This window comes from Nocardia sp. NPDC052001, assembly GCF_040680615.1.
In the GTDB taxonomy this organism is placed as follows: Bacteria; Actinomycetota; Actinomycetes; order Mycobacteriales; family Mycobacteriaceae; genus Nocardia.
Genome location: NZ_JBFAXC010000003.1, coordinates 161411 through 178793 on the forward strand (window position 1 = coordinate 161411; position 17383 = coordinate 178793).

A 17383-nucleotide genomic window follows, 5' to 3' on the forward strand; every position below is an offset into this window, starting at 1 on the left:
CTGACCCCTTTTGGGCGCTGGGGTGTGAACGCTTTACCCTGGTGAGCGACCTTATCGGGGATCGGCTAGGAATCAAGAAGGCAGGACCGTGCAGGACACTCGTGCAACCGACACACCCACCGCGGCCGCGGCTGGGGCCAGCGATGTGCCCGCGCACCGTTACAACGCCGAGCTGGCGGGCCGGGTAGAGCAGAAGTGGCAGCAAGCCTGGCAGGAGCGGGGCACGTTCTACGCTCCCAATCCGGTCGGCCCGCTGCAGGGTGAGACCCCGGCGGACAAGCTGTTCGTGCAGGACATGTTCCCGTACCCCTCGGGCGCGGGCCTGCATGTCGGGCATCCGCTGGGCTATATCGCCACCGATGTGTTCGCGCGCTTCCACCGCATGCGCGGCCGGAATGTGCTGCACGCCCTGGGCTATGACGCCTTCGGCCTGCCCGCCGAGCAGTACGCGGTGCAGACCGGCGCGCATCCGCGGGTCACCACCGAATCCAATATCGCGAATATGCAGCGTCAGCTGGATCGCCTGGGCCTGGGCCATGATCGCCGCCGCTCGTTCGCGACCACCGATCCCGAGTACTACAAATGGACGCAGTGGATCTTCCTGCGCATCTACAACGCCTGGTACGACACGGGTCTGGGCCGGGCCCGCCCGATCGCCGAGCTGATCGCCGAATTCGAGGCCGGTAAGCGCGTCATCAACGGTGACGACCGCTCCTGGAACGAGCTGTCCCCGTCCGAGCGCAATGCCCTGATCGACTCGTATCGCCTGGTGTACCAGACCGATTCGATGGTCAACTGGTGCCCGGGTCTGGGCACCGTGCTGTCCAATGAAGAGGTCACCGCCGACGGCCGCTCCGAGCGCGGTAATTTCCCGGTGTTCCGTAAGCGCCTGTGGCAGTGGATGATGCGCATCACCGCCTATTCCGATCGCCTGGTCGACGACCTGGACAATCTGGATTGGCCGGAGAACGTCAAGTCCATGCAGCGCAACTGGATCGGCCGCTCGCGGGGCGCGCAGGTCAAGTTCGAGGCGGGCTCGGATGTCATCGAGGTGTTCACCACCCGCCCGGACACGCTGTTCGGCGCGACCTACGTGGTGCTGGCCCCCGAACACGAACTGGTCGACCGGCTGACCGAGGCCACCTGGCCGTCCGGCACCGATGCCCGCTGGACCTTCGGCGGCTCGGACACTCCGGCGGAAGCCGTTGCGGGATACCGCAAGTCGATCGCCGCGAAGTCCGATCTGGAGCGCCAGGAGAGCAAGGAGAAGACCGGCGTCTTCCTGGGCTCCTACGCCACCAACCCGGTGAACGGCGCACGCGTACCGGTCTTCATCGCCGACTACGTGCTGAGCGGTTACGGCACCGGCGCGATCATGGCCGTCCCCGGCCACGATCCACGCGACTGGGAATTCGCCTCCGCCTTCGGCCTGCCCATCGTGGAAGTCGTTGCGGGCGGCGATATCTCGGAGGCCGCGTACGCCGGTGAGGGCACCCTGGTGAACTCCGGTTACCTGGACGGCCTGGAGATCGAAGCCGCCAAGGCGCGCGTCATCGGCGAACTGGAGGCCAACGGCCACGGTAAGGGCACCATCCAGTACAAGCTGCGGGACTGGCTGTTCGCCCGCCAGCGCTACTGGGGTGAGCCCTTCCCGATCGTCTACGACGAGGACGGCGCGGCGCACGCGCTGCCGGAATCCATGCTGCCGGTGCTGCTGCCGGAGATGGAGGACTTCGCCCCCGTCACCTTCGATCCGGACGACGCGAATTCCGAACCGTCCCCGCCGCTGGCCAAGGCCACCGAATGGGTGAATGTCACGCTGGATCTGGGCGACGGCCCCAAGCAGTACCGCCGCGATACCAATGTCATGCCCAACTGGGCGGGCAGTTCCTGGTATCAGCTGCGCTATGCCGATCCGACCAACTCGGAGGTGTTCTGCGCCAAGGAGAATGAGCAGTACTGGCTGGGTCCGCGCACCGCCGAGCACGGCGCGAACGATCCGGGCGGCGTCGATCTGTACATCGGTGGCGTGGAGCACGCGGTGCTGCATCTGCTGTACGCGCGCTTCTGGCAGAAGGTGCTGTTCGATCTGGGCGATGTGTCCAGCTATGAGCCGTACCGCCGCCTGTTCAACCAGGGCTATATCCAGGGCTTCGCCTACACCGATGAGCGCGGCGCGTATGTGCCCGCCGCCGAGATCACCGAGCGGGACGGAAAGTTCTTCTGGACCAACGCTTCCGGTGTGGAGATCGAGGTCTTCCAGGAGTACGGCAAGATCGGCAAATCGCTGAAGAACGCCGTCTCCCCGGATGAGATGTACGAGGCGTACGGCGCGGACACCTTCCGCTTCTACGAGATGTCCATGGGCCCGCTGGACGCCTCGCGCCCCTGGTCCACCAAGGATGTCGTCGGCGCGCAGCGTTTCCTGCAGCGGGTGTGGCGACTGGTGGTGGACGAGGAGACCGGTGCGATCCGCGTCACCGAGGACGAACCGTCGAACGAGGCCCTGCGCCTGGTGCACAAGACGATCGCGGGCGTCGACGACGACTACGCCAACCTGCGGGACAACACCGCGGGCGCGAAGCTGATCGAGCTGACGAACTATCTGACCAAGAACTTCGGCGACGGCGCACCCCGCGCCCTGGTCGAACCGCTGGTGCTGATGCTGGCCCCGATGTCCCCGCATATCGCCGAGGAACTGTGGGAACGCCTGGGCCACACCGCATCCCTGGCGCACGGCCCGTTCCCGATCGCGGATCCGGCTCTGCTGGTGGAGGATTCGGTCGAGTACCCGATCCAGGTCAACGGCAAGGTCCGCAGTCGCGTCAGCGTCCCGGCCGATGCCGATCAGGCCGCGGTGCAGGCGGCGGCGCTGGCGGACGAGAAGATCGCCGAGCTGCTGGGCGGTAAGGATCCGCGCAAGATCATCGTGGTGCCCGGCCGACTGGTGAATATCGTCGCCTGAGCCGACGTCCGGAGAGGGCAGGCCCGCGGGCCGCGGTTTCGAACCCGGATCAGAGTTCGAACCGCACCGGCGGGTCGGCCATCAGTTCCACGATCGGCCGATCCGGGTCGACGGCATAACCGCGGCTGCGGGCGAGTCCGTCGAAGAGCATCCAGATCGAATCCGCCAGCAGGCGGGTCAATTCCGTCGCGTCCAGATCGTCCGGCCGGGTGTCGAGCCAGCGCGTCACGCCGCCGTCCACCAGTGAGACGATGGCGAACGCCGCCGGATCGATGCCCGGATGGTGCTGGTCCACCACACTCGCGGCCATGGTGAACAGCTGTGCGACGCGCAGCGCGATGGCGGCCTTGGTGCCGACGACCACCGCCTTGCCCGCCGGGTCCGCGCTGCCCGGACCGCGTTCGATCCACTCGTGCAGGCGCGCGTGCACCGCCACCCACCGCACATAGGTGTCGACAATGCGGAAGATGGTGTCGCGCAGGCTTTCCGCCGGATCGAAGTCCGGCATCATCTGATCGACAACGCCTTCCACCGCGAATTCGCGGGTCTTGGCGTCCAGGTCGCCGCGATCACCGAAATGCCGGTAGACCACCGAGCGCTTCACGCCCGCACGGTCCGCGATCAGTTGCAGCGGTATTTCCGCACCGGGCTCGGATTCCTCGATGAGCTCGATATACGCGGCGATGATGGCACGACGGCGCTCGGTATTGTGATCGCCCCAGCGACCGCCCGTGACCTCCGCCCTGTCCGCTGCCATGCGGACAAGCATCCCATTGCGAACCGGTCAGCCGAGCACCAGGACGTCATTGAGCGTGACCGTGCGCAGACCGCGTTCCCGGATGATGTCGTTCAGTTGATCGAAGACATGGGTGACGGCCGGCCGATTGGCGTGCCCGATCACGATGGATTGCGCGCGGAACCACTGCCGGGCCGCGGTGAGCACCATATCCTCGTTGATCACCGTATTGGTGTCGTTGAGATTGCCGTACCACATGGTCGGCACCGCATAGCCGGAGTCGGCGGCCACCTGATCGACCAGGCCGTTGTGCCGGCCGAACGGCGGGCGGTAGAACGGCGTGCCGTCGGTGCCGAAGGTGTTCCACAGGAACGTCTTCGCGCGTTCGATCTGATCGGAGATGGCCCCGGCGGACAACCGGGTCAGATCCGGATGATCCCAGGTGTGATTGCCGAGCTGGATCTGTCCCGAATCCACCAGCGGGCGCAGCGCGTCCCGGTGCACCAGCCAGGAGTCGTAGTACGCGGTCACGAAGAAGGTCATGCGAATGCCGGTGCGGCGGGCGAATTCGAGGAAGGCGCCGACGGTTTCGACGCTCGCGCCGTCATCGATGGTGAGCGCCATATTGTTTCCGTCACCGGGGAGCGCGGTGATCGTGCCCGGGCCGATCGTGGCACGCGGCGTCAGCGGCGGAATCGTGGTGCCCGGCAGCATATTCGGCGGGATGAGCCCGGACGAACCGTTGTCGAACGGGAAGTCGGCGTTCGCCTCGCCCGTCTCCAGCAGGGTCGCGGCGGTGCCCGCCGCCAGCAGCGTCAGCAGTCGTCGTCTATCCATGTCGAACCTTCTTCACTAGCAAACGGCATCTGGAGAGGACACCGGAAAATCCACGCCCCCGGGCGATTACGCCCCTAGTGCGATAGCGCCAATACGTCGTTCAACGTGACCATGGCGAGGTTGCGTTCCCGGATGATCTCGACCAGCTGGTCGAAGCAGTGCGTCACGGGCGGGTGGTTGGCGTGCCCGATGACGATGGTCTGCGGCGTGAAATACTTTCGCGCGCATTCCATCAGGTAGTCCTCGGTGATCAGGCCGGAGTCCGAGATCGAGCCGTACCACATGGTGGGCACGGTGTAGCCGAGGTCGCCCGCGACCTTGTCGACGGTGCCGTTGTGGCGGCCGAACGGCGGCCGGTAGAAGGGGGTGCCGTCGACGCCGAAGGTATTGCGCAGGAACGTTTTCGCCTGATCCAGCTGTGATGAGACGGCGCTCGCGGACAACGTGGTCAGATCCGGATGGTTCCAGGTGTGGTTGCCCAGCTGGATCTGGCCCGAATCCACCAGCGGCCGTAGCGCGTCCTTGTGCAGGCTCCAGGAGTCGTAATACGCGGTGACGAAGAAGGTGAAGCGGGCGCCGGTGCGCTTGGCGAATTCGATGTACGCGCCGACCACCTCGGGGCTGGCGCCGTCGTCGACGGTGAGCGCCATGGCGTTGCCGTTACCCGGCAGACCGGTGATGGTGGTGCCGGGCGCGATCGGGGTCTTGGGTCCGGTGGGCCGGGCGGGGAGCAGGCGCGGTGTGGTGCCGGGCGGCTGCGTTCCACCCGCGGAGCCGGTGTCCAGGGGATCACCCTGTGCCTGGGTGCAGCCCGTGAGGGCGGCCGCCGTGCCCGCAGCGAGCAGCGTGAGCAGCCGTCTTCTGTCCATCGTGGTAGATCACTCCGAATTCCGGATCCGCATGCGGGATCGCCTCATCCCCGCGCCGGATTCGGGCGGTTCATCCGGTTATATCGACCGTCGATGAACTGAGCACCAATTCGGCGCGAAACGATTGGAATTCAGGGGGAACGTTAAGGCTGCTCTCAGCTGAAACGCCCGGTCAGCGCGGGATCGGGCGCAATACGATTTCGGTGGGATGCGCGTCACGCGGGGTCTCGACCGCATTGCGCACCGTCCACGCCACCGTCTCCGCTTTGAGAAATTCATTGGGCTCGTACGGCCGCTGCTCACCCGCCACCAGTTCGCGCTGCATATCGGTGTCGATGCGCCCGGGATGGATCGAGGTCACCCGCAATTCGGGCTCCTCCAGCCGCAGCGCGTCACCGAAGGCGCGCAGTGCGAACTTGCTCGCCGCGTACACACCCCAGCCCGGATTGGCGCGCAACCCCGCGCCGGAATTGATCAGCACCACGTGCCCGCGCGCGGCGCGCAACGCGGGCAGGGTCAGCCGGGTCAGTTCCGATACCGCTATCAGGTTGGCTTCCAACGTATTCCGCCACTGCGCAACGGACGAATCGGCTATTGTTCCCAGGTCGGCGACCCCGGCATTGTGCACCAGGACATCCAGCCGCTCGATCGACTCGGCCATGCGGGCCACCGCTTCGTAGTCGGTCAGCTGCACCGGCCACCCCGTGGCATCCGGCAATTCCTTCAAGATCGGTTCGAGCGCTTCCGGCGTGCGCGCACCCAGCAGCAGCCGGTGCGTCGGCGCGAGCGCGCGGGCGATGGCGGCGCCCAGGCCGCGGCTCGCTCCGGTGATCAACGCGGTCGGACGGTCACTGCCGGTGCTCGCGGAATTCGCCATGCTCTCACCGTAACCGGGCGCACGGCGCCGACGATGCGTTGGCTAGGCACAGAGGGCTCAAACACACGCGCGTTCGAAAATGTGAAAAGGCGAACAGAGTGCAATTCGGCGAACCGGCGTCCTCGGTAGACACATCGTCCTACGAGGAGGTGGATACCGCGCGTTACGGCGCGGACACAGCTCCTCGGAGACAGGCGGATACGGCGTCTCGCCGGGACGGGAACAGCACATCGCGCAGCGCCTCACGAACCGCCGAAGGCATGGCGTTTTTCGATGACACGCCGTTGCCCGAGCATCCGGTCCGGGACGGACATCGCGCATACCTGCGGGTTCCGTCGCAGAATAGGGCGATGACGCACTCGGGTTTCACGCCAACCCAGCTCGCGGCCCGCGCCGCCTACCTGCTGCGCGGCAATGACCTGGGGTCCATGACCACCGCCGCGCCGCGGCTGTATCCGCATATGTGGAGTTGGGACGCCGCGTTCGTCGCGGTGGGGCTGGCGCCGTTGAGTGTGGAGCGCGCGGTGCTGGAAATGGACACGCTGTTGTCGGCGCAGTGGCGCAACGGGATGATCCCGCACATCGTGTTCGCCAATGGGGTGGACGGATATTTTCCGGGACCGAGCCGGTGGGAATGCCGGCGCCTCGCGGCCGATGCCCCGGACGGACCCGATACTTCCGGAATCACCCAGCCGCCCGTGCATGCCATTGCGGTGCAACGGATTCTGGATCATTCCCGGCGGCACGGGCGTACCACCCGGGCGACCGCGGAGGAGTTCCTGCAGCGGCGCTGGCCGGATCTGATGCGCTGGCATCGCTGGCTGGCCTATGCGCGAGATCCCAAGCAGCACGGGCGAATCACGCTCTACCACGGGTGGGAATCCGGTATGGACAATTCGCCGCGCTGGGATCGCGCCTACGCGAATGTGATTCCGGGACCGGATCTTCCGCCGTACGAGCGGGAGGATCTGCACGTAGTCGGCGATCCGACGCAGCGGCCCAGCGATCGCGAATACGACCGGTACATGTGGCTGGTGGAGCAGATGCGCCGCTGCGGCTACGACGATTATCAACTGGCCTCGACAATGAGTTTCGCGGTCGAGGACGTATTCGTCACCGCCATCTTCGCGCTCGCCTGCGATGTGCTCGCCACCATCGGCGAGGACTACAAGCAGCCGAACGCCGATGTGCGCGAACTGCTGGAATGGGCCGATTACTTCCGATCGGGCGTGGTCGGCACCACGAATCCGCGCACCGGGGTGGCGCGCGATTTCGATGTGCGCGCGGATAAGTGGATCGAGACCGAAACCCTTGCCTCGTTCGCGCCACTGCTGTGCGGTGGGCTGCCGCGTGACGCCGAACGGCGACTGCTGCAACTGTTCGAGGGTCCGCGCTGGTGCGGGCATCCGGATCTGCGCTACGCGCTGCCGCCCTCCACCTCACCGGTGGCCCGGGATTTCCGGCCGCGCGAATACTGGCGCGGACCGGTGTGGCCGGTGATGAGCTGGCTGTTCTCCTGGGTGTTCGCCCGGCGCGGCTGGGCGGAACGATCGTTCATGCTGCGCGCGGAGGGACTGCGCCAGGCCAGCGACGGCAGCTTCGCCGAGTACTACGAACCGTTCACGGGCGAACCGCTGGGCAGCATGCAGCAGTCCTGGACCGCGGCGTCGGTACTGGACTGGCTCGGATGAATCGCTGAGATTCAGCTAACACTTGGACAACGTGCGGGCGAGTCGCTGTGTGGGGTGCGTAAGCCCACATAGCGTCCCCTGGCATGGTTCGACGAAGGAAGTTGGCACTGACCACTTTCGCGGTGGCCAGCATTCTCACGGCAATGTCGGCCGCCCCCGCGGCGGCCGATGCGGGCGGGCCGGATGTCTCGTCCTGGCAGCATCTCGACGGGCGCATGATCAATTGGTTCGAGGTGCGCGCCTCCGGCAATCACTTCGCCATGGTCAAGGCCACCGAGGGCGTCAACTATGTGAATCCGTACTTCGTGCCGGACAGCCTGCTCATGCGGGCCGCCGGGGTGGCGCGCGGGACCTACCATTACGCGCGCCCGAACCAGCTGCCCGAGGCGCAGGCCGCGCTGTACGCGGCCACCGTGCTGGGCCAGAACGGGCCGCTGGATCTGCCGCCGGTGCTCGATCTGGAGGATTCGGGCGGGCTGCCCGCACCGGCGCTCATCGACTGGACGCATCGGTATCTGAATACGGTGCAGGCGCTGACCGGCCGGGTGCCGATCATCTACACGTACCCGCGCTTCTGGCAGACCGCCATGGCCGACAGCAATGAATTCACCAGGTACCCGCTGTGGATCGCCGATTACCGCGGTAACGACGGCCCCGAGGTGCCCGGCGGCTGGCCGAACTGGACCTTCTGGCAGTACACCGATTCCGGCAATGTGCCCGGTATCGCCGGGGGCACCGATCTGAACGTATACAGCGGCGCCCAAGGCGATTTCGGCCGGTTCGCGAATATGCCGAGCTTCGGCAGCAGCTAGAGCACCTGCGAGAGGAACTGCTGCAGTCGCGGGGTCTGCGCCTGATCGAAAAGCGCTTCGGGCGTTCCGGTTTCGACGACCCTGCCGTGATCCATGAACACCACCTGATCCGATACCGAACGCGCGAAGCCCATTTCGTGCGTCACCACGATCATGGACATCCCGCCCTTGGCCAGATCGGCCATGAGCGCGAGCACGCCCTTCACCAGTTCCGGGTCCAGCGCCGAGGTCGCCTCGTCGAAGAACATGACCTGGGGTTTCATCGCCAGCGCGCGGGCGATGGCGACGCGCTGCTGCTGTCCGCCGGACAGGTTCGCGGGCCGGGAATCGGCCTTGCCCGCCAGCCCGACGGTCTCCAGCTGCTCCAGCGCGAGCGTGCGCGCCTGCTCCTTGGACAGCCCGTGCAGCTTCTGCGGGCCGAGCGCCACATTGTCCGCGACGGTCTTGTGCGGGAACAGGTTGAAGTGCTGGAACACCATGCCGATGCGGCGGCGCAACTGATCCGGATCATCCTTCAGCACGGATTTCCCATCCAGCAGGATGTCACCCTTGGTCGGCTCGTACAGCCGGTTCAGCACCCGCAGCAGCGTCGACTTACCCGAACCGGACGGGCCGATGACGGTGGTGGTCTTGCCCGCGTCGACGTGCACGTCCACCCCGCGCAGCACCTCGTTGCCGCCGAGCGTCACGTGCAGTCCGGTACCCGTGAGTGAGGCACTCATGCTCCACGCCCTTCCGTGATGACGGCCTGTTCGACCGGTTCGACCGTCTTCTCGGCGCGGCCGGTCCGCAGGCGGCCGTCGATGTAGTTCACCAGATGGGTCAGCGGCACCGTCAGCACCAGGTACATCAGGCCCGCCGCCACCAGCGGCGACAGATTTCCGGTCTGCGCGTTGAGGTCTCGGCCGACCGCGAACAATTCGCGTTGGGTGGCAAGGAGTCCCAGGAAGTAGATCAGGGAGGAATCCTTGATCAGCGCGATGAACTGATTCATGAGTGCGGGCAGCACCCGGCGCACACCCTGCGGAATCACCACCAGGGACATGGACTGCCGGTAGCCGAACCCGATGGCGCGGGCCGCTTCCAGCTGACCCGGCTCCACCGATTGGATGCCGGAGCGGAAGATCTCACCGATATACGCCGAGGACAGCAGCGCCAGCGCCACCACGCCCAGCCAGTACGGATTGTTGCCGGTGATGTTCTTGACCACCGGGCCGATGCCGAGGCCGATGATCAGGATGATCACCACGGCGGGCAGGCCGCGGAAGATATCGGTGTAAACCCGTGCGGGCCAGCGCAACCAGCGGGTGCGGGAGATGCCCGCCACCGCCAGCAGCATGCCGATCACGGTGCCCAGCGCACCCGAAACCAGCGCCAGGATCAGGGTATTCGGCAGACCGGTCTTGATCAGATCCGGAAAAGCCTTGCGGTACAGCGACCAGTCGAAGAACGTGTCCTTCAACTGCGCGAGCGTGGACTTCGGCTGCGCGGCGGTCTGCCCGGCATTGTCACCGGCGTGCTCGGCCGCGATCTTGGCGAAATCCGGGAGCTGCGGGGCGGCAACGGCTTTGGAGCCCGGCTTCCAGCCCGGCGGAATCTCGCGCGGCACCCAGTCCTCGTAGAGCTTCGCGTAGGTGCCGTCCGCGATCACCGCGTCCAGTCCGGCATTGAGCGCATCGGTGAGCGGCTGATTGTCCTTGCGCACCGCCCAGCCGGTGAAGTTGTTGAGGCTGAAGGTGTTCTGCACGATCGAGGCCGCGTCACCCGGCTTGATAATGCCGATGGCCTGCTGCGACGGGGCCACCCAGGCATCGATCTGCCCGGTCTTGAGATTCGCGTACGCGGTGTTGTAGTCGGGGAACTTCACCGGATCCAGGTGCAGTTCGTTCACCACGTACTCGTCCTGCACGGTGCCCTGCACCACGCCGATGCGGCTGCCCTTGTTCAGATCCGAAAAGCCCTTGATGGCACCGCCGTTCGGGGCGACCAGGGAGAAGTAGCCGAAATCGTAGCCGTTGGTGAAGCCGACCAGCTTGCGGCGGGCGTCGGTGGTGGTGATGCTCGACGACGCGGCGTCGAAGCGGCCATTGGCCACCTGCGCGAGCAGGCCCGCGAATTCGGTGCCGGTGAACTCCACCTGCAGGCCGATCTTGGCGGCGGCCGCGCGCAGCAGCTCATTGTCGAAACCGGTGAACGCGCCCTTGGAATTGAGGCAGATGCTCGGCGGGGCATCGGACAGCGTGCCGACGCTCAGCTTGCCCGGGGTGAGCAGGCCCAGCTTGGTGATATCGATGCGATCCAGCGGTTCGGTGGTCGCGGTCGTGTATTTATCCGAGTTCGGGGACTGCTGCCCCGACGCCAGATTGGTGGGTGCCGCGCTGGCCGCGGCCACGCCCGGCGGGGAACACAGATCCCCGCCGGAGGGTGCGGCGGCCGACGGTCCGGCACCGAGGGTGACCGCACCCAGGGTGACCAGCAACACCCCCGCCATCGACAGCATGCGAGGTCGGCGGCCGGACCGCCCGGACCTGGTCGTACGCAAGCAAACCATGACAAACCACCCTAGTGGGGGTGGCCGGTAAAACCAGACTTGCCATCAACGAGAGTCCAGGACCGCCCGTCGGCGGCGGGTCAGGCCGAGATGCTGTCGCGCCAGGCGATGGCCTGTTCGACGGTGCTCAGGTCGTAGTCCGGGCCGCCGACGCCGACGGTGAACAGGGTCGCGCCCTGCGCCACGAAATCGGGAGCCTTGTCCGCGCCCGGCCAATCCACCGACTTCTCGATGTTCGCCACCTCGGTGCCGACCTCGGCGCAATGCTCGGCGAGGATGCCGGACTTGCGCGTCAGCACGTCGAGATCGGCGAAGCTGTGCCAGATATCGGCGTACTGCGCGACCAGGCGCAGCGTCTTCTTCTCACCACCGCCGCCGATGAGGATCGGGATATCGCGCACCGGCTGCGGATTCAATTTGGCCAGGCGGTCGGTCAGCCGCGCCATATTCTCCTTGAGCAGCGCCAAACGGCTTCCGGCCGTGCCGAATTCGTAGCCGTACTGGTCATAGTCCTTCTGGAACCAGCCCGCGCCGATGCCGAGGATGAGCCGACCGTCACTGATGTGGTCGACGGTGCGCGCCATATCGGCGAGCAGTTCGGGATTGCGGTAGCCGCCGCCGGTGACGAGTGCGCCCAGCTCCACCCGTTCGGTCTGTTCGGCGACCGCGGCCAGCATCGTCCAGCATTCGAAGTGCGCGCCCTCGGGATCGCCGTACAGGGGATAGAAGTGATCCCAGTTGAAGACGATATCCACCCCGGCGTCCTCGGATCGGCGCACCGCGTCGCGAATCAATCCGTAGTTGGGGGCGTGCTGTGGTTGCAGCTGAACTCCGATACGAACCGGTCGGCTCACGTGGCTCTCCCTTTCGTGGAACTGGATTTTCGTACCGATTCCCGAGGCTACCGCCGTCCCGATCGGGCCGCCGCGCGAGCTCGCGGGAGAGATATCCCCGTCAAACACATGCAGACATTCGCATGTGTTGATGTTATCGTGGCAGGCATGAACGCGACGGCGAACGAACGGCGAACCGCAAACGGTGCCGACCGCCACTCGGCGGGCGACGGCGATCACGGGCACGGCCTGCTCGGACCACGCATGGAGATGGCCTTCGCCATCGGCTCCGGCGTCACCTATACCGGCGGCATGGTTGCCCGCTACCTCCTGGACACCCCACCGTGGATCGCGGCCACGCTGTTCGGGGCCACCTATCTGCTCGGCGGCTTCTTCACCGTGCGCACCGCGATCGATACCGTGCGGCGCGGGCGCTTCGAGGTCGACTTCCTCATGCTGATCGCGGCCGTCGGCGCGGCGGCGGTCGGCAAATGGGCCGAGGGCTCGGTGCTGCTGTTCCTGTTCAGCCTCGGCCACGCGCTCGAGGAATTCGCCATGAGCCGGGCCAAGCGCTCCGTCGAGGCGCTGGGCGAACTCGCGCCCCGCACCGCACTGGTGCGACGCGGGCCGGACAGCGTCGCCGAGATCGACGTCGAGGATCTGGAGATCGGCGATATCGTTGTGGTGCGGCCGAATTCGCGCCTCAGCGCGGACGGCATCGTAGTCACCGGGGTGAGCGCCATCGACGAATCCGCGGTCACCGGCGAGAGCATTCCGGTCGAGAAGCGGGCCGTGGACGATCCGGCCGCCGCGCTCACCAGCCGCACCCCGCTACCTGAATCACAGCGCGTTTTCGCGGGCACCCTGAACGGCTCCGGGGTGCTGGAGATCATGGTCACCAGCAAGTCCGCCGACAGCACCCTGGCGCGGGTGATCGCCATGGTGCGCGACGCCGACACCCAGAAGTCGCCGACACAGCGGTTCATCGACCGGTTCCAGGTGATCTACGTGCCCGCCGTCATTCTCGGCGTGCTCGCCGTAATCGGTTACGGCGCTGTCGTTCTCAGCGAACCGTTCGCGGACAGTTTCTATCGCGCCATGGTGGTGCTGGTCGCGGCCAGCCCCTGTGCGCTCGCCATCGCCACGCCCAGCGCCGTACTGGCCGGAGTCGCGCGCGCCGCACAGGCGGGCGTGCTCGCCAAGGGCGGCGGGCCGCTCGAATCGCTCGGCCGAGTGCGGTCCATGGCCTTCGACAAGACCGGGACGCTCACCTGGGGACAGCCCCGGGTCACCGATATCGAACCCGCGCGGGCGGAAATGCGCGATGACCTGATCGCCACCCTGTTCGCGGTCGAGTCGTTCAGCGATCACCCGCTCGCGAGTGCCATCACCCGCGACCTGAAACTGCTCGTGCCCGCCGAGACGGAAACCGATGCCACCCAGGTGAATTCGGTTACCGGGCGCGGGGTGACCGCGCTGGTCGACGGCAGTCCCACCGAAATCGGCAACCTCACCATGTTCGCCGAGATCGATCCGGACGGGGTGCCCGTCGCGATCGCCGAAACCGTCGACCGCCTGCACGCGACCGGACGCACCACCATGATCGTGCGACGCGGTGGCAGGTATCTCGGCGTGGTCGGCGTCATGGACACCCCGCGTGCCGAAGCGGCCGCGGTGCTGGAAAAGCTGCGCGCACTGGGCATTTCCGATCTGATCGTCATCTCCGGTGACAATCAGCGCGTCGCGGACGCGGTCGCCGACGGGCTCGGCCTGGACGCCGCACACGGTGGCCTGCTGCCCGAGGACAAGGTCGAGATGATCGGCCGCCTCAGTGCCAACGGCGGCACCGCCATGGTCGGTGACGGCGTCAACGACGCGCCCGCCATGGTCAACGCCTCGGTCGGAATCGCCATGGGCGCAAGCGGTTCCGCCGTCGCCCTGGAAACCGCCGATGTGGCGCTGATGACCGACGATATCGGCCGCCTCCCCTTCGCGGTCGCCCTGAGCCGCCGCACCGCCGCCATCATCCGCCAGAACCTGACCGTCGCCCTGATCATCGTCGCGGGCCTGGTCCCCGCCACCCTGATCGGCCTGCCCATCGGCCCGGCGGTCTTCATCCACGAGGGCTCCACCCTGTTCGTGGTGGCCAACGCCCTGCGGCTGCTCCGCTTCCAGCGCGGGGCCGAACATGAAGGCATCGAACACGAGTCCCGCCCGGGTGCGTAATCACGGCTCGGCAGGGCCGTTCACCGGCTGATATCGTGCCCAGGACCCGAGCCCCCGGCTCGGGTCCAACCCCTCTACTACGGATCGTCCGGCACGTTCCTGCCGGTGAAGGGATGCGTTTCGCATGGCTACGGTCACTTTCGACAAGGCCACCCGGTTGTACCCGGGCTCGGCCACACCCGCCGTCGACGAACTGAATCTGGAGATCGCCGATGGCGAATTCCTGGTGCTGGTCGGTCCGTCCGGCTGCGGTAAGTCCACCTCGCTGCGCATGCTCGCGGGGCTCGAGGAGGTGAGTGACGGACGCATCCTCATCGGGGATCGCGATGTCACGCACGCCGAGCCCAAGGAACGCGATATCGCCATGGTGTTCCAGAACTACGCGCTGTACCCGCATATGAGCGTCGCCGAGAATATGGGGTTCGCGCTCAAGATGGCCAAGGTCGCCAAGGAGGAGCGGCAGCAGCGTGTGCTGGAAGCCGCCAAACTGCTGGACCTGGAGCCGTACCTGGATCGCAAGCCCAAGGCGCTGTCCGGCGGTCAGCGCCAGCGCGTGGCCATGGGTCGCGCCATCGTGCGGCAGCCGCAGGTGTTCCTGATGGATGAGCCGCTGTCCAACCTGGACGCGAAACTGCGCGTGCAGACCCGCACCCAGATCGCGCAATTGCAGCGGCGGCTCGGCACCACCACCGTGTACGTCACGCACGATCAGGTCGAGGCCATGACCATGGGCGACCGGGTCGCGGTGCTCAAGGACGGGCTGCTGCAGCAGTGCGCGTCACCGCGCGATCTGTACCGCAATCCGGCGAATCTGTTCGTGGCCGGATTCATGGGATCGCCGGCCATGAACCTGTTCACGCTGCCGGTTCAGGACGGCGGGGTAACCCTGGGCGGGCATCGGCTCGAACTGCCGCGCACGGTCGCCGGGGCCACCGGGCCGAATATCGTCGTGGGCGTGCGGCCCGAGCATCTGGAACCGGTCGCGGACGGTCAGGGCATCGGCATGGAGGTCGATGTGGTCGAGGAGCTCGGCTCCGACGCGTACATCTACGGCCGCACCCTCGGCGACGGGGAAACCATTGTGGCGCGCGCGGATTGGCGCAATCCGCCCGCCAAGGGCGCGCGGCTGAGCCTGTCCACGGACGCGGAGCACATCTACTTCTTCGGTCCCGAAGACGGGCGTCGGCTGAACTGACGTCCGGCGTAACGACTGGCGTCGCACCGCATTACGCGGGGCGGCGCCATTTCTTGTTGACGCGGACACGCAGATTCTCCAGTGGCACTTCGTTTCCCGAGGCGGAGCGGATCTCGACGCGCACCGGTTCGCCGGTCGCGTCCTCCACTCGCTCCAGCGGCGGGGTGCCGTTCTGGAGGTACTCATCACCCCACTGCCACAGCGCGAGCACGGCGGGCAGTAGGTCCGAACCCATTGGGGTGAGCACGTATTCGTGCCGGGTGCGCTTACCCTCTTCCTGATACGGGCGCTTCTCCAGCAGTCCGGCATCGGTGAGTTTGCGCAGCGCGCTGGAGGCGGCCGCGTCGGTGATGCCGATGCGGGTGGCGAAACCGTCGAACCTGGTGACGCCGTAGTAGGCCTCGCGCAGGATGAGCATCGCCGACCGGGTGCCGACGATATCGAGGGCCTTGGCGATGGAGCACCCTTCGGGCTTCCACGCGCTCAGGTCCCTGAGCTTTCCTTCCAATACGACGGACATGGCGTACATCATACACATGCTGACTTGCCTCAACTATGGCCAGCTCGTAGCCTGGGTTTAGGGCAATGAAGCCAGCTCCTCCGAAAAGGAAAAGCCATGAGAGACGCAGTCATCGTCGAAGCGGTCCGTACGCCGGTCGGCAAGGGCAAGGCCAATGGCGCGCTGCACGGTCAGCATCCGGCCGACCTGTTCGCGCACAGCCTGCGCGAAGTGGTCCGGCGCAGCGGCATCGATACCGAACTCATCGACGACGTCATCGGCGGCGTCGTCACCGCCGTCGGCGAACAGGGCAGCAACCTCACCCGCCGCGCGGTCCTGGCCGCCGGATATCCCGAATCCGTGCCCGCCACCACCGTTGACCGGCAATGCGGCAGCAGCCAGCAGGCCATTCACTTCGCAGCGCAGGGCGTCATCGCCGGTGCGTACGACATCGTGGTCGCGGGCGGTGTGGAATCCATGAGCCGAGTGCCCATGGGCGCCAACCTGATCGGCGCGCAGGACATCGCGGGTGTCGGGTTCGCCGAACGCTATCCCGAGGGCCTGGTTCCGCAGGGCATCAGCGCCGAACTCATCGCCGCCAAGTGGGGACTCTCCCGCGCCCAGCTCGACGAATTCGCGCTCGGCAGCCACGAGAAGGCCGCTCGCGCAACCAAAGACGGCGCGTTCGACACCCAGCTCGCACCCTTGGCCGGACTCACCGCCGATGAGGGCATCCGCCTCGGCGGCAGCCTGGAAACCCTCGGCAACCTGCGCCCCGCCTTCTACAGCGAGGAGATGGCCGCCCGCTTCCCGCAGATCGGCTGGAATATCACCGCCGCCAACGCCAGCCAGATCAACGACGGCAGCTCCGCGGTGCTGATCATGACCAGCGAGCGTGCCGCCCAACTCGGCCTCACTCCCCTGGCCCGCCTGCACAGCTTCGCGGTAGCGGGCGACGATCCGCTGCTCATGCTGACCGCCGTGATTCCCGCGACCCGAAAGGTATTGCAGCGCAGCGGCCTGCGACTCTCCGATATCGACCTGTTCGAGGTGAACGAGGCCTTCTCCTCGGTGGTCCTGGCCTGGGCGCACGACACCGGCGCGGACCTGTCCAAGGTCAACGTCAACGGCGGCGCGATAGCCATCGGCCACCCGCTCGGCGCATCGGGCTCCCGAATCGCCACCACCCTCGTGCACGCCATGCACGACCGCGGCGCACGGTTCGGCCTGCAAACCATGTGCGAGGCGGGCGGCCTGGCCAACGCCACCATCTACGAACGCCTCTGACCCCG

Annotated in this window: 14 protein-coding genes; 6 read left to right on the forward strand and 8 right to left on the reverse strand. The window is 66.6% G+C overall.

The window, feature by feature from the left end; genetic code table 11:
* The first annotated feature begins 88 nt into the window (after positions 1-88).
* Positions 89-2965 carry a leucine--tRNA ligase gene (leuS, locus tag AB0L82_RS16185; RefSeq protein WP_364636496.1) on the forward strand — a complete coding sequence of 959 codons (2877 nt, stop codon included), beginning with the start codon at positions 89-91 and terminating at the stop codon, positions 2963-2965.
* Between the two features lie 49 nt (positions 2966-3014).
* Here the strand turns inward: leuS and AB0L82_RS16190 are convergent, their stop codons facing one another.
* From AB0L82_RS16190 to AB0L82_RS16205, 4 genes are all read right to left on the reverse strand, one after another.
* Entirely contained in the window at positions 3015-3722 is a 708-nt protein-coding gene (locus tag AB0L82_RS16190) for a TetR/AcrR family transcriptional regulator (RefSeq protein ID WP_364636498.1), read from the reverse strand.
* Positions 3723-3749: 27 nt separating this feature from the next.
* A complete protein-coding gene (locus AB0L82_RS16195) occupies positions 3750-4538 on the reverse strand; it encodes a polysaccharide deacetylase family protein (protein ID WP_364636500.1) in 789 nt (262 codons plus the stop codon).
* Positions 4539-4612: 74 nt separating this feature from the next.
* Positions 4613-5407: a polysaccharide deacetylase family protein gene (locus AB0L82_RS16200; protein ID WP_364636502.1), complete on the reverse strand. Its 795-nt coding sequence runs from the start codon at positions 5405-5407 to the stop codon at positions 4613-4615.
* A 172-nt stretch (positions 5408-5579) separates the two neighbouring features.
* Positions 5580-6284, reverse strand: coding sequence for an SDR family oxidoreductase (locus AB0L82_RS16205; protein WP_364636504.1), 705 nt, complete (start codon positions 6282-6284; stop codon positions 5580-5582).
* A gap of 350 nt (positions 6285-6634) precedes the next feature.
* Here AB0L82_RS16205 and AB0L82_RS16210 point away from each other — a divergent pair, with 350 nt between their 5' ends.
* Together AB0L82_RS16210 and AB0L82_RS16215 are read left to right on the forward strand one after the other, a co-directional pair.
* On the forward strand, positions 6635-7975 hold the full coding sequence (locus AB0L82_RS16210; RefSeq protein WP_364636506.1) for a glycogen debranching protein: 1341 nt from the start codon (positions 6635-6637) through the stop codon (positions 7973-7975).
* A 143-nt stretch (positions 7976-8118) separates the two neighbouring features.
* On the forward strand, positions 8119-8787 hold the full coding sequence (locus AB0L82_RS16215) for a glycoside hydrolase family 25 protein (RefSeq protein WP_364637912.1): 669 nt from the start codon (positions 8119-8121) through the stop codon (positions 8785-8787).
* Here the strand turns inward: AB0L82_RS16215 and AB0L82_RS16220 are convergent.
* The 3 genes from AB0L82_RS16220 to AB0L82_RS16230 form a co-directional block, all read right to left on the reverse strand.
* Complete coding sequence (locus AB0L82_RS16220; RefSeq protein ID WP_364636508.1) at positions 8784-9509, reverse strand: amino acid ABC transporter ATP-binding protein; 726 nt, start codon at positions 9507-9509, stop codon at positions 8784-8786. The two genes, AB0L82_RS16215 and AB0L82_RS16220, sit on opposite strands and share 4 nt — an antisense overlap.
* Positions 9506-11278 carry an ABC transporter substrate-binding protein/permease gene (locus tag AB0L82_RS16225; protein WP_364636510.1) on the reverse strand — a complete coding sequence of 591 codons (1773 nt, stop codon included), beginning with the start codon at positions 11276-11278 and terminating at the stop codon, positions 9506-9508. Before AB0L82_RS16225 ends, AB0L82_RS16220 begins: the two co-directional genes overlap by 4 nt.
* Positions 11279-11418: 140 nt before the next feature.
* A complete protein-coding gene (locus AB0L82_RS16230) occupies positions 11419-12192 on the reverse strand; it encodes an LLM class F420-dependent oxidoreductase (protein WP_364636512.1) in 774 nt (257 codons plus the stop codon).
* Between the two features lie 147 nt (positions 12193-12339).
* Between AB0L82_RS16230 and AB0L82_RS16235 the strand changes: the two genes are divergently transcribed.
* Together AB0L82_RS16235 and ugpC are read left to right on the forward strand one after the other, a co-directional pair.
* Complete coding sequence (locus AB0L82_RS16235) at positions 12340-14397, forward strand: heavy metal translocating P-type ATPase (RefSeq protein ID WP_364636514.1); 2058 nt, start codon at positions 12340-12342, stop codon at positions 14395-14397.
* Between the two features lie 124 nt (positions 14398-14521).
* Positions 14522-15592 (forward strand): sn-glycerol-3-phosphate ABC transporter ATP-binding protein UgpC, encoded by a 1071-nt coding sequence (gene ugpC, locus AB0L82_RS16240; protein ID WP_364636516.1) that lies wholly within the window; start codon positions 14522-14524, stop codon positions 15590-15592.
* Between the two features lie 31 nt (positions 15593-15623).
* On the opposite strand, the gene AB0L82_RS16245 is transcribed toward ugpC, so the two are convergent.
* A complete protein-coding gene (locus AB0L82_RS16245) occupies positions 15624-16124 on the reverse strand; it encodes a helix-turn-helix domain-containing protein (RefSeq protein WP_364637914.1) in 501 nt (166 codons plus the stop codon).
* 84 nt (positions 16125-16208) lie between these two features.
* Between AB0L82_RS16245 and AB0L82_RS16250 the strand changes: the two genes are divergently transcribed.
* Entirely contained in the window at positions 16209-17378 is a 1170-nt protein-coding gene (locus tag AB0L82_RS16250; RefSeq protein WP_364636518.1) for a thiolase family protein, read from the forward strand.
* Positions 17379-17383 lie beyond the last annotated feature (5 nt).

What these genes read in the sequence shown, in the direction of transcription:
- AB0L82_RS16190 (WP_364636498.1), bottom strand. Translation starts at nt 3,722, where the DNA reads ATGGCAGCGGACAGGGCGGAGGTCACGGGCGGTCGCTGGGGCGATCAC.
- AB0L82_RS16195 (WP_364636500.1), bottom strand. Translation starts at nt 4,538, where the DNA reads ATGGATAGACGACGACTGCTGACGCTGCTGGCGGCGGGCACCGCCGCG.
- AB0L82_RS16200 (WP_364636502.1), bottom strand. Translation starts at nt 5,407, where the DNA reads ATGGACAGAAGACGGCTGCTCACGCTGCTCGCTGCGGGCACGGCGGCC.
- AB0L82_RS16205 (WP_364636504.1), bottom strand. Translation starts at nt 6,284, where the DNA reads ATGGCGAATTCCGCGAGCACCGGCAGTGACCGTCCGACCGCGTTGATC.
- AB0L82_RS16210 (WP_364636506.1), top strand. Translation starts at nt 6,635, where the DNA reads ATGACGCACTCGGGTTTCACGCCAACCCAGCTCGCGGCCCGCGCCGCC.
- AB0L82_RS16215 (WP_364637912.1), top strand. Translation starts at nt 8,119, where the DNA reads ATGTCGGCCGCCCCCGCGGCGGCCGATGCGGGCGGGCCGGATGTCTCG.
- AB0L82_RS16220 (WP_364636508.1), bottom strand. Translation starts at nt 9,509, where the DNA reads ATGAGTGCCTCACTCACGGGTACCGGACTGCACGTGACGCTCGGCGGC.
- AB0L82_RS16225 (WP_364636510.1), bottom strand. Translation starts at nt 11,278, where the DNA reads ATGGCGGGGGTGTTGCTGGTCACCCTGGGTGCGGTCACCCTCGGTGCC.
- AB0L82_RS16235 (WP_364636514.1), top strand. Translation starts at nt 12,340, where the DNA reads ATGAACGCGACGGCGAACGAACGGCGAACCGCAAACGGTGCCGACCGC.
- ugpC (WP_364636516.1), top strand. Translation starts at nt 14,522, where the DNA reads ATGGCTACGGTCACTTTCGACAAGGCCACCCGGTTGTACCCGGGCTCG.
- AB0L82_RS16245 (WP_364637914.1), bottom strand. Translation starts at nt 16,124, where the DNA reads ATGATGTACGCCATGTCCGTCGTATTGGAAGGAAAGCTCAGGGACCTG.
- AB0L82_RS16250 (WP_364636518.1), top strand. Translation starts at nt 16,209, where the DNA reads ATGAGAGACGCAGTCATCGTCGAAGCGGTCCGTACGCCGGTCGGCAAG.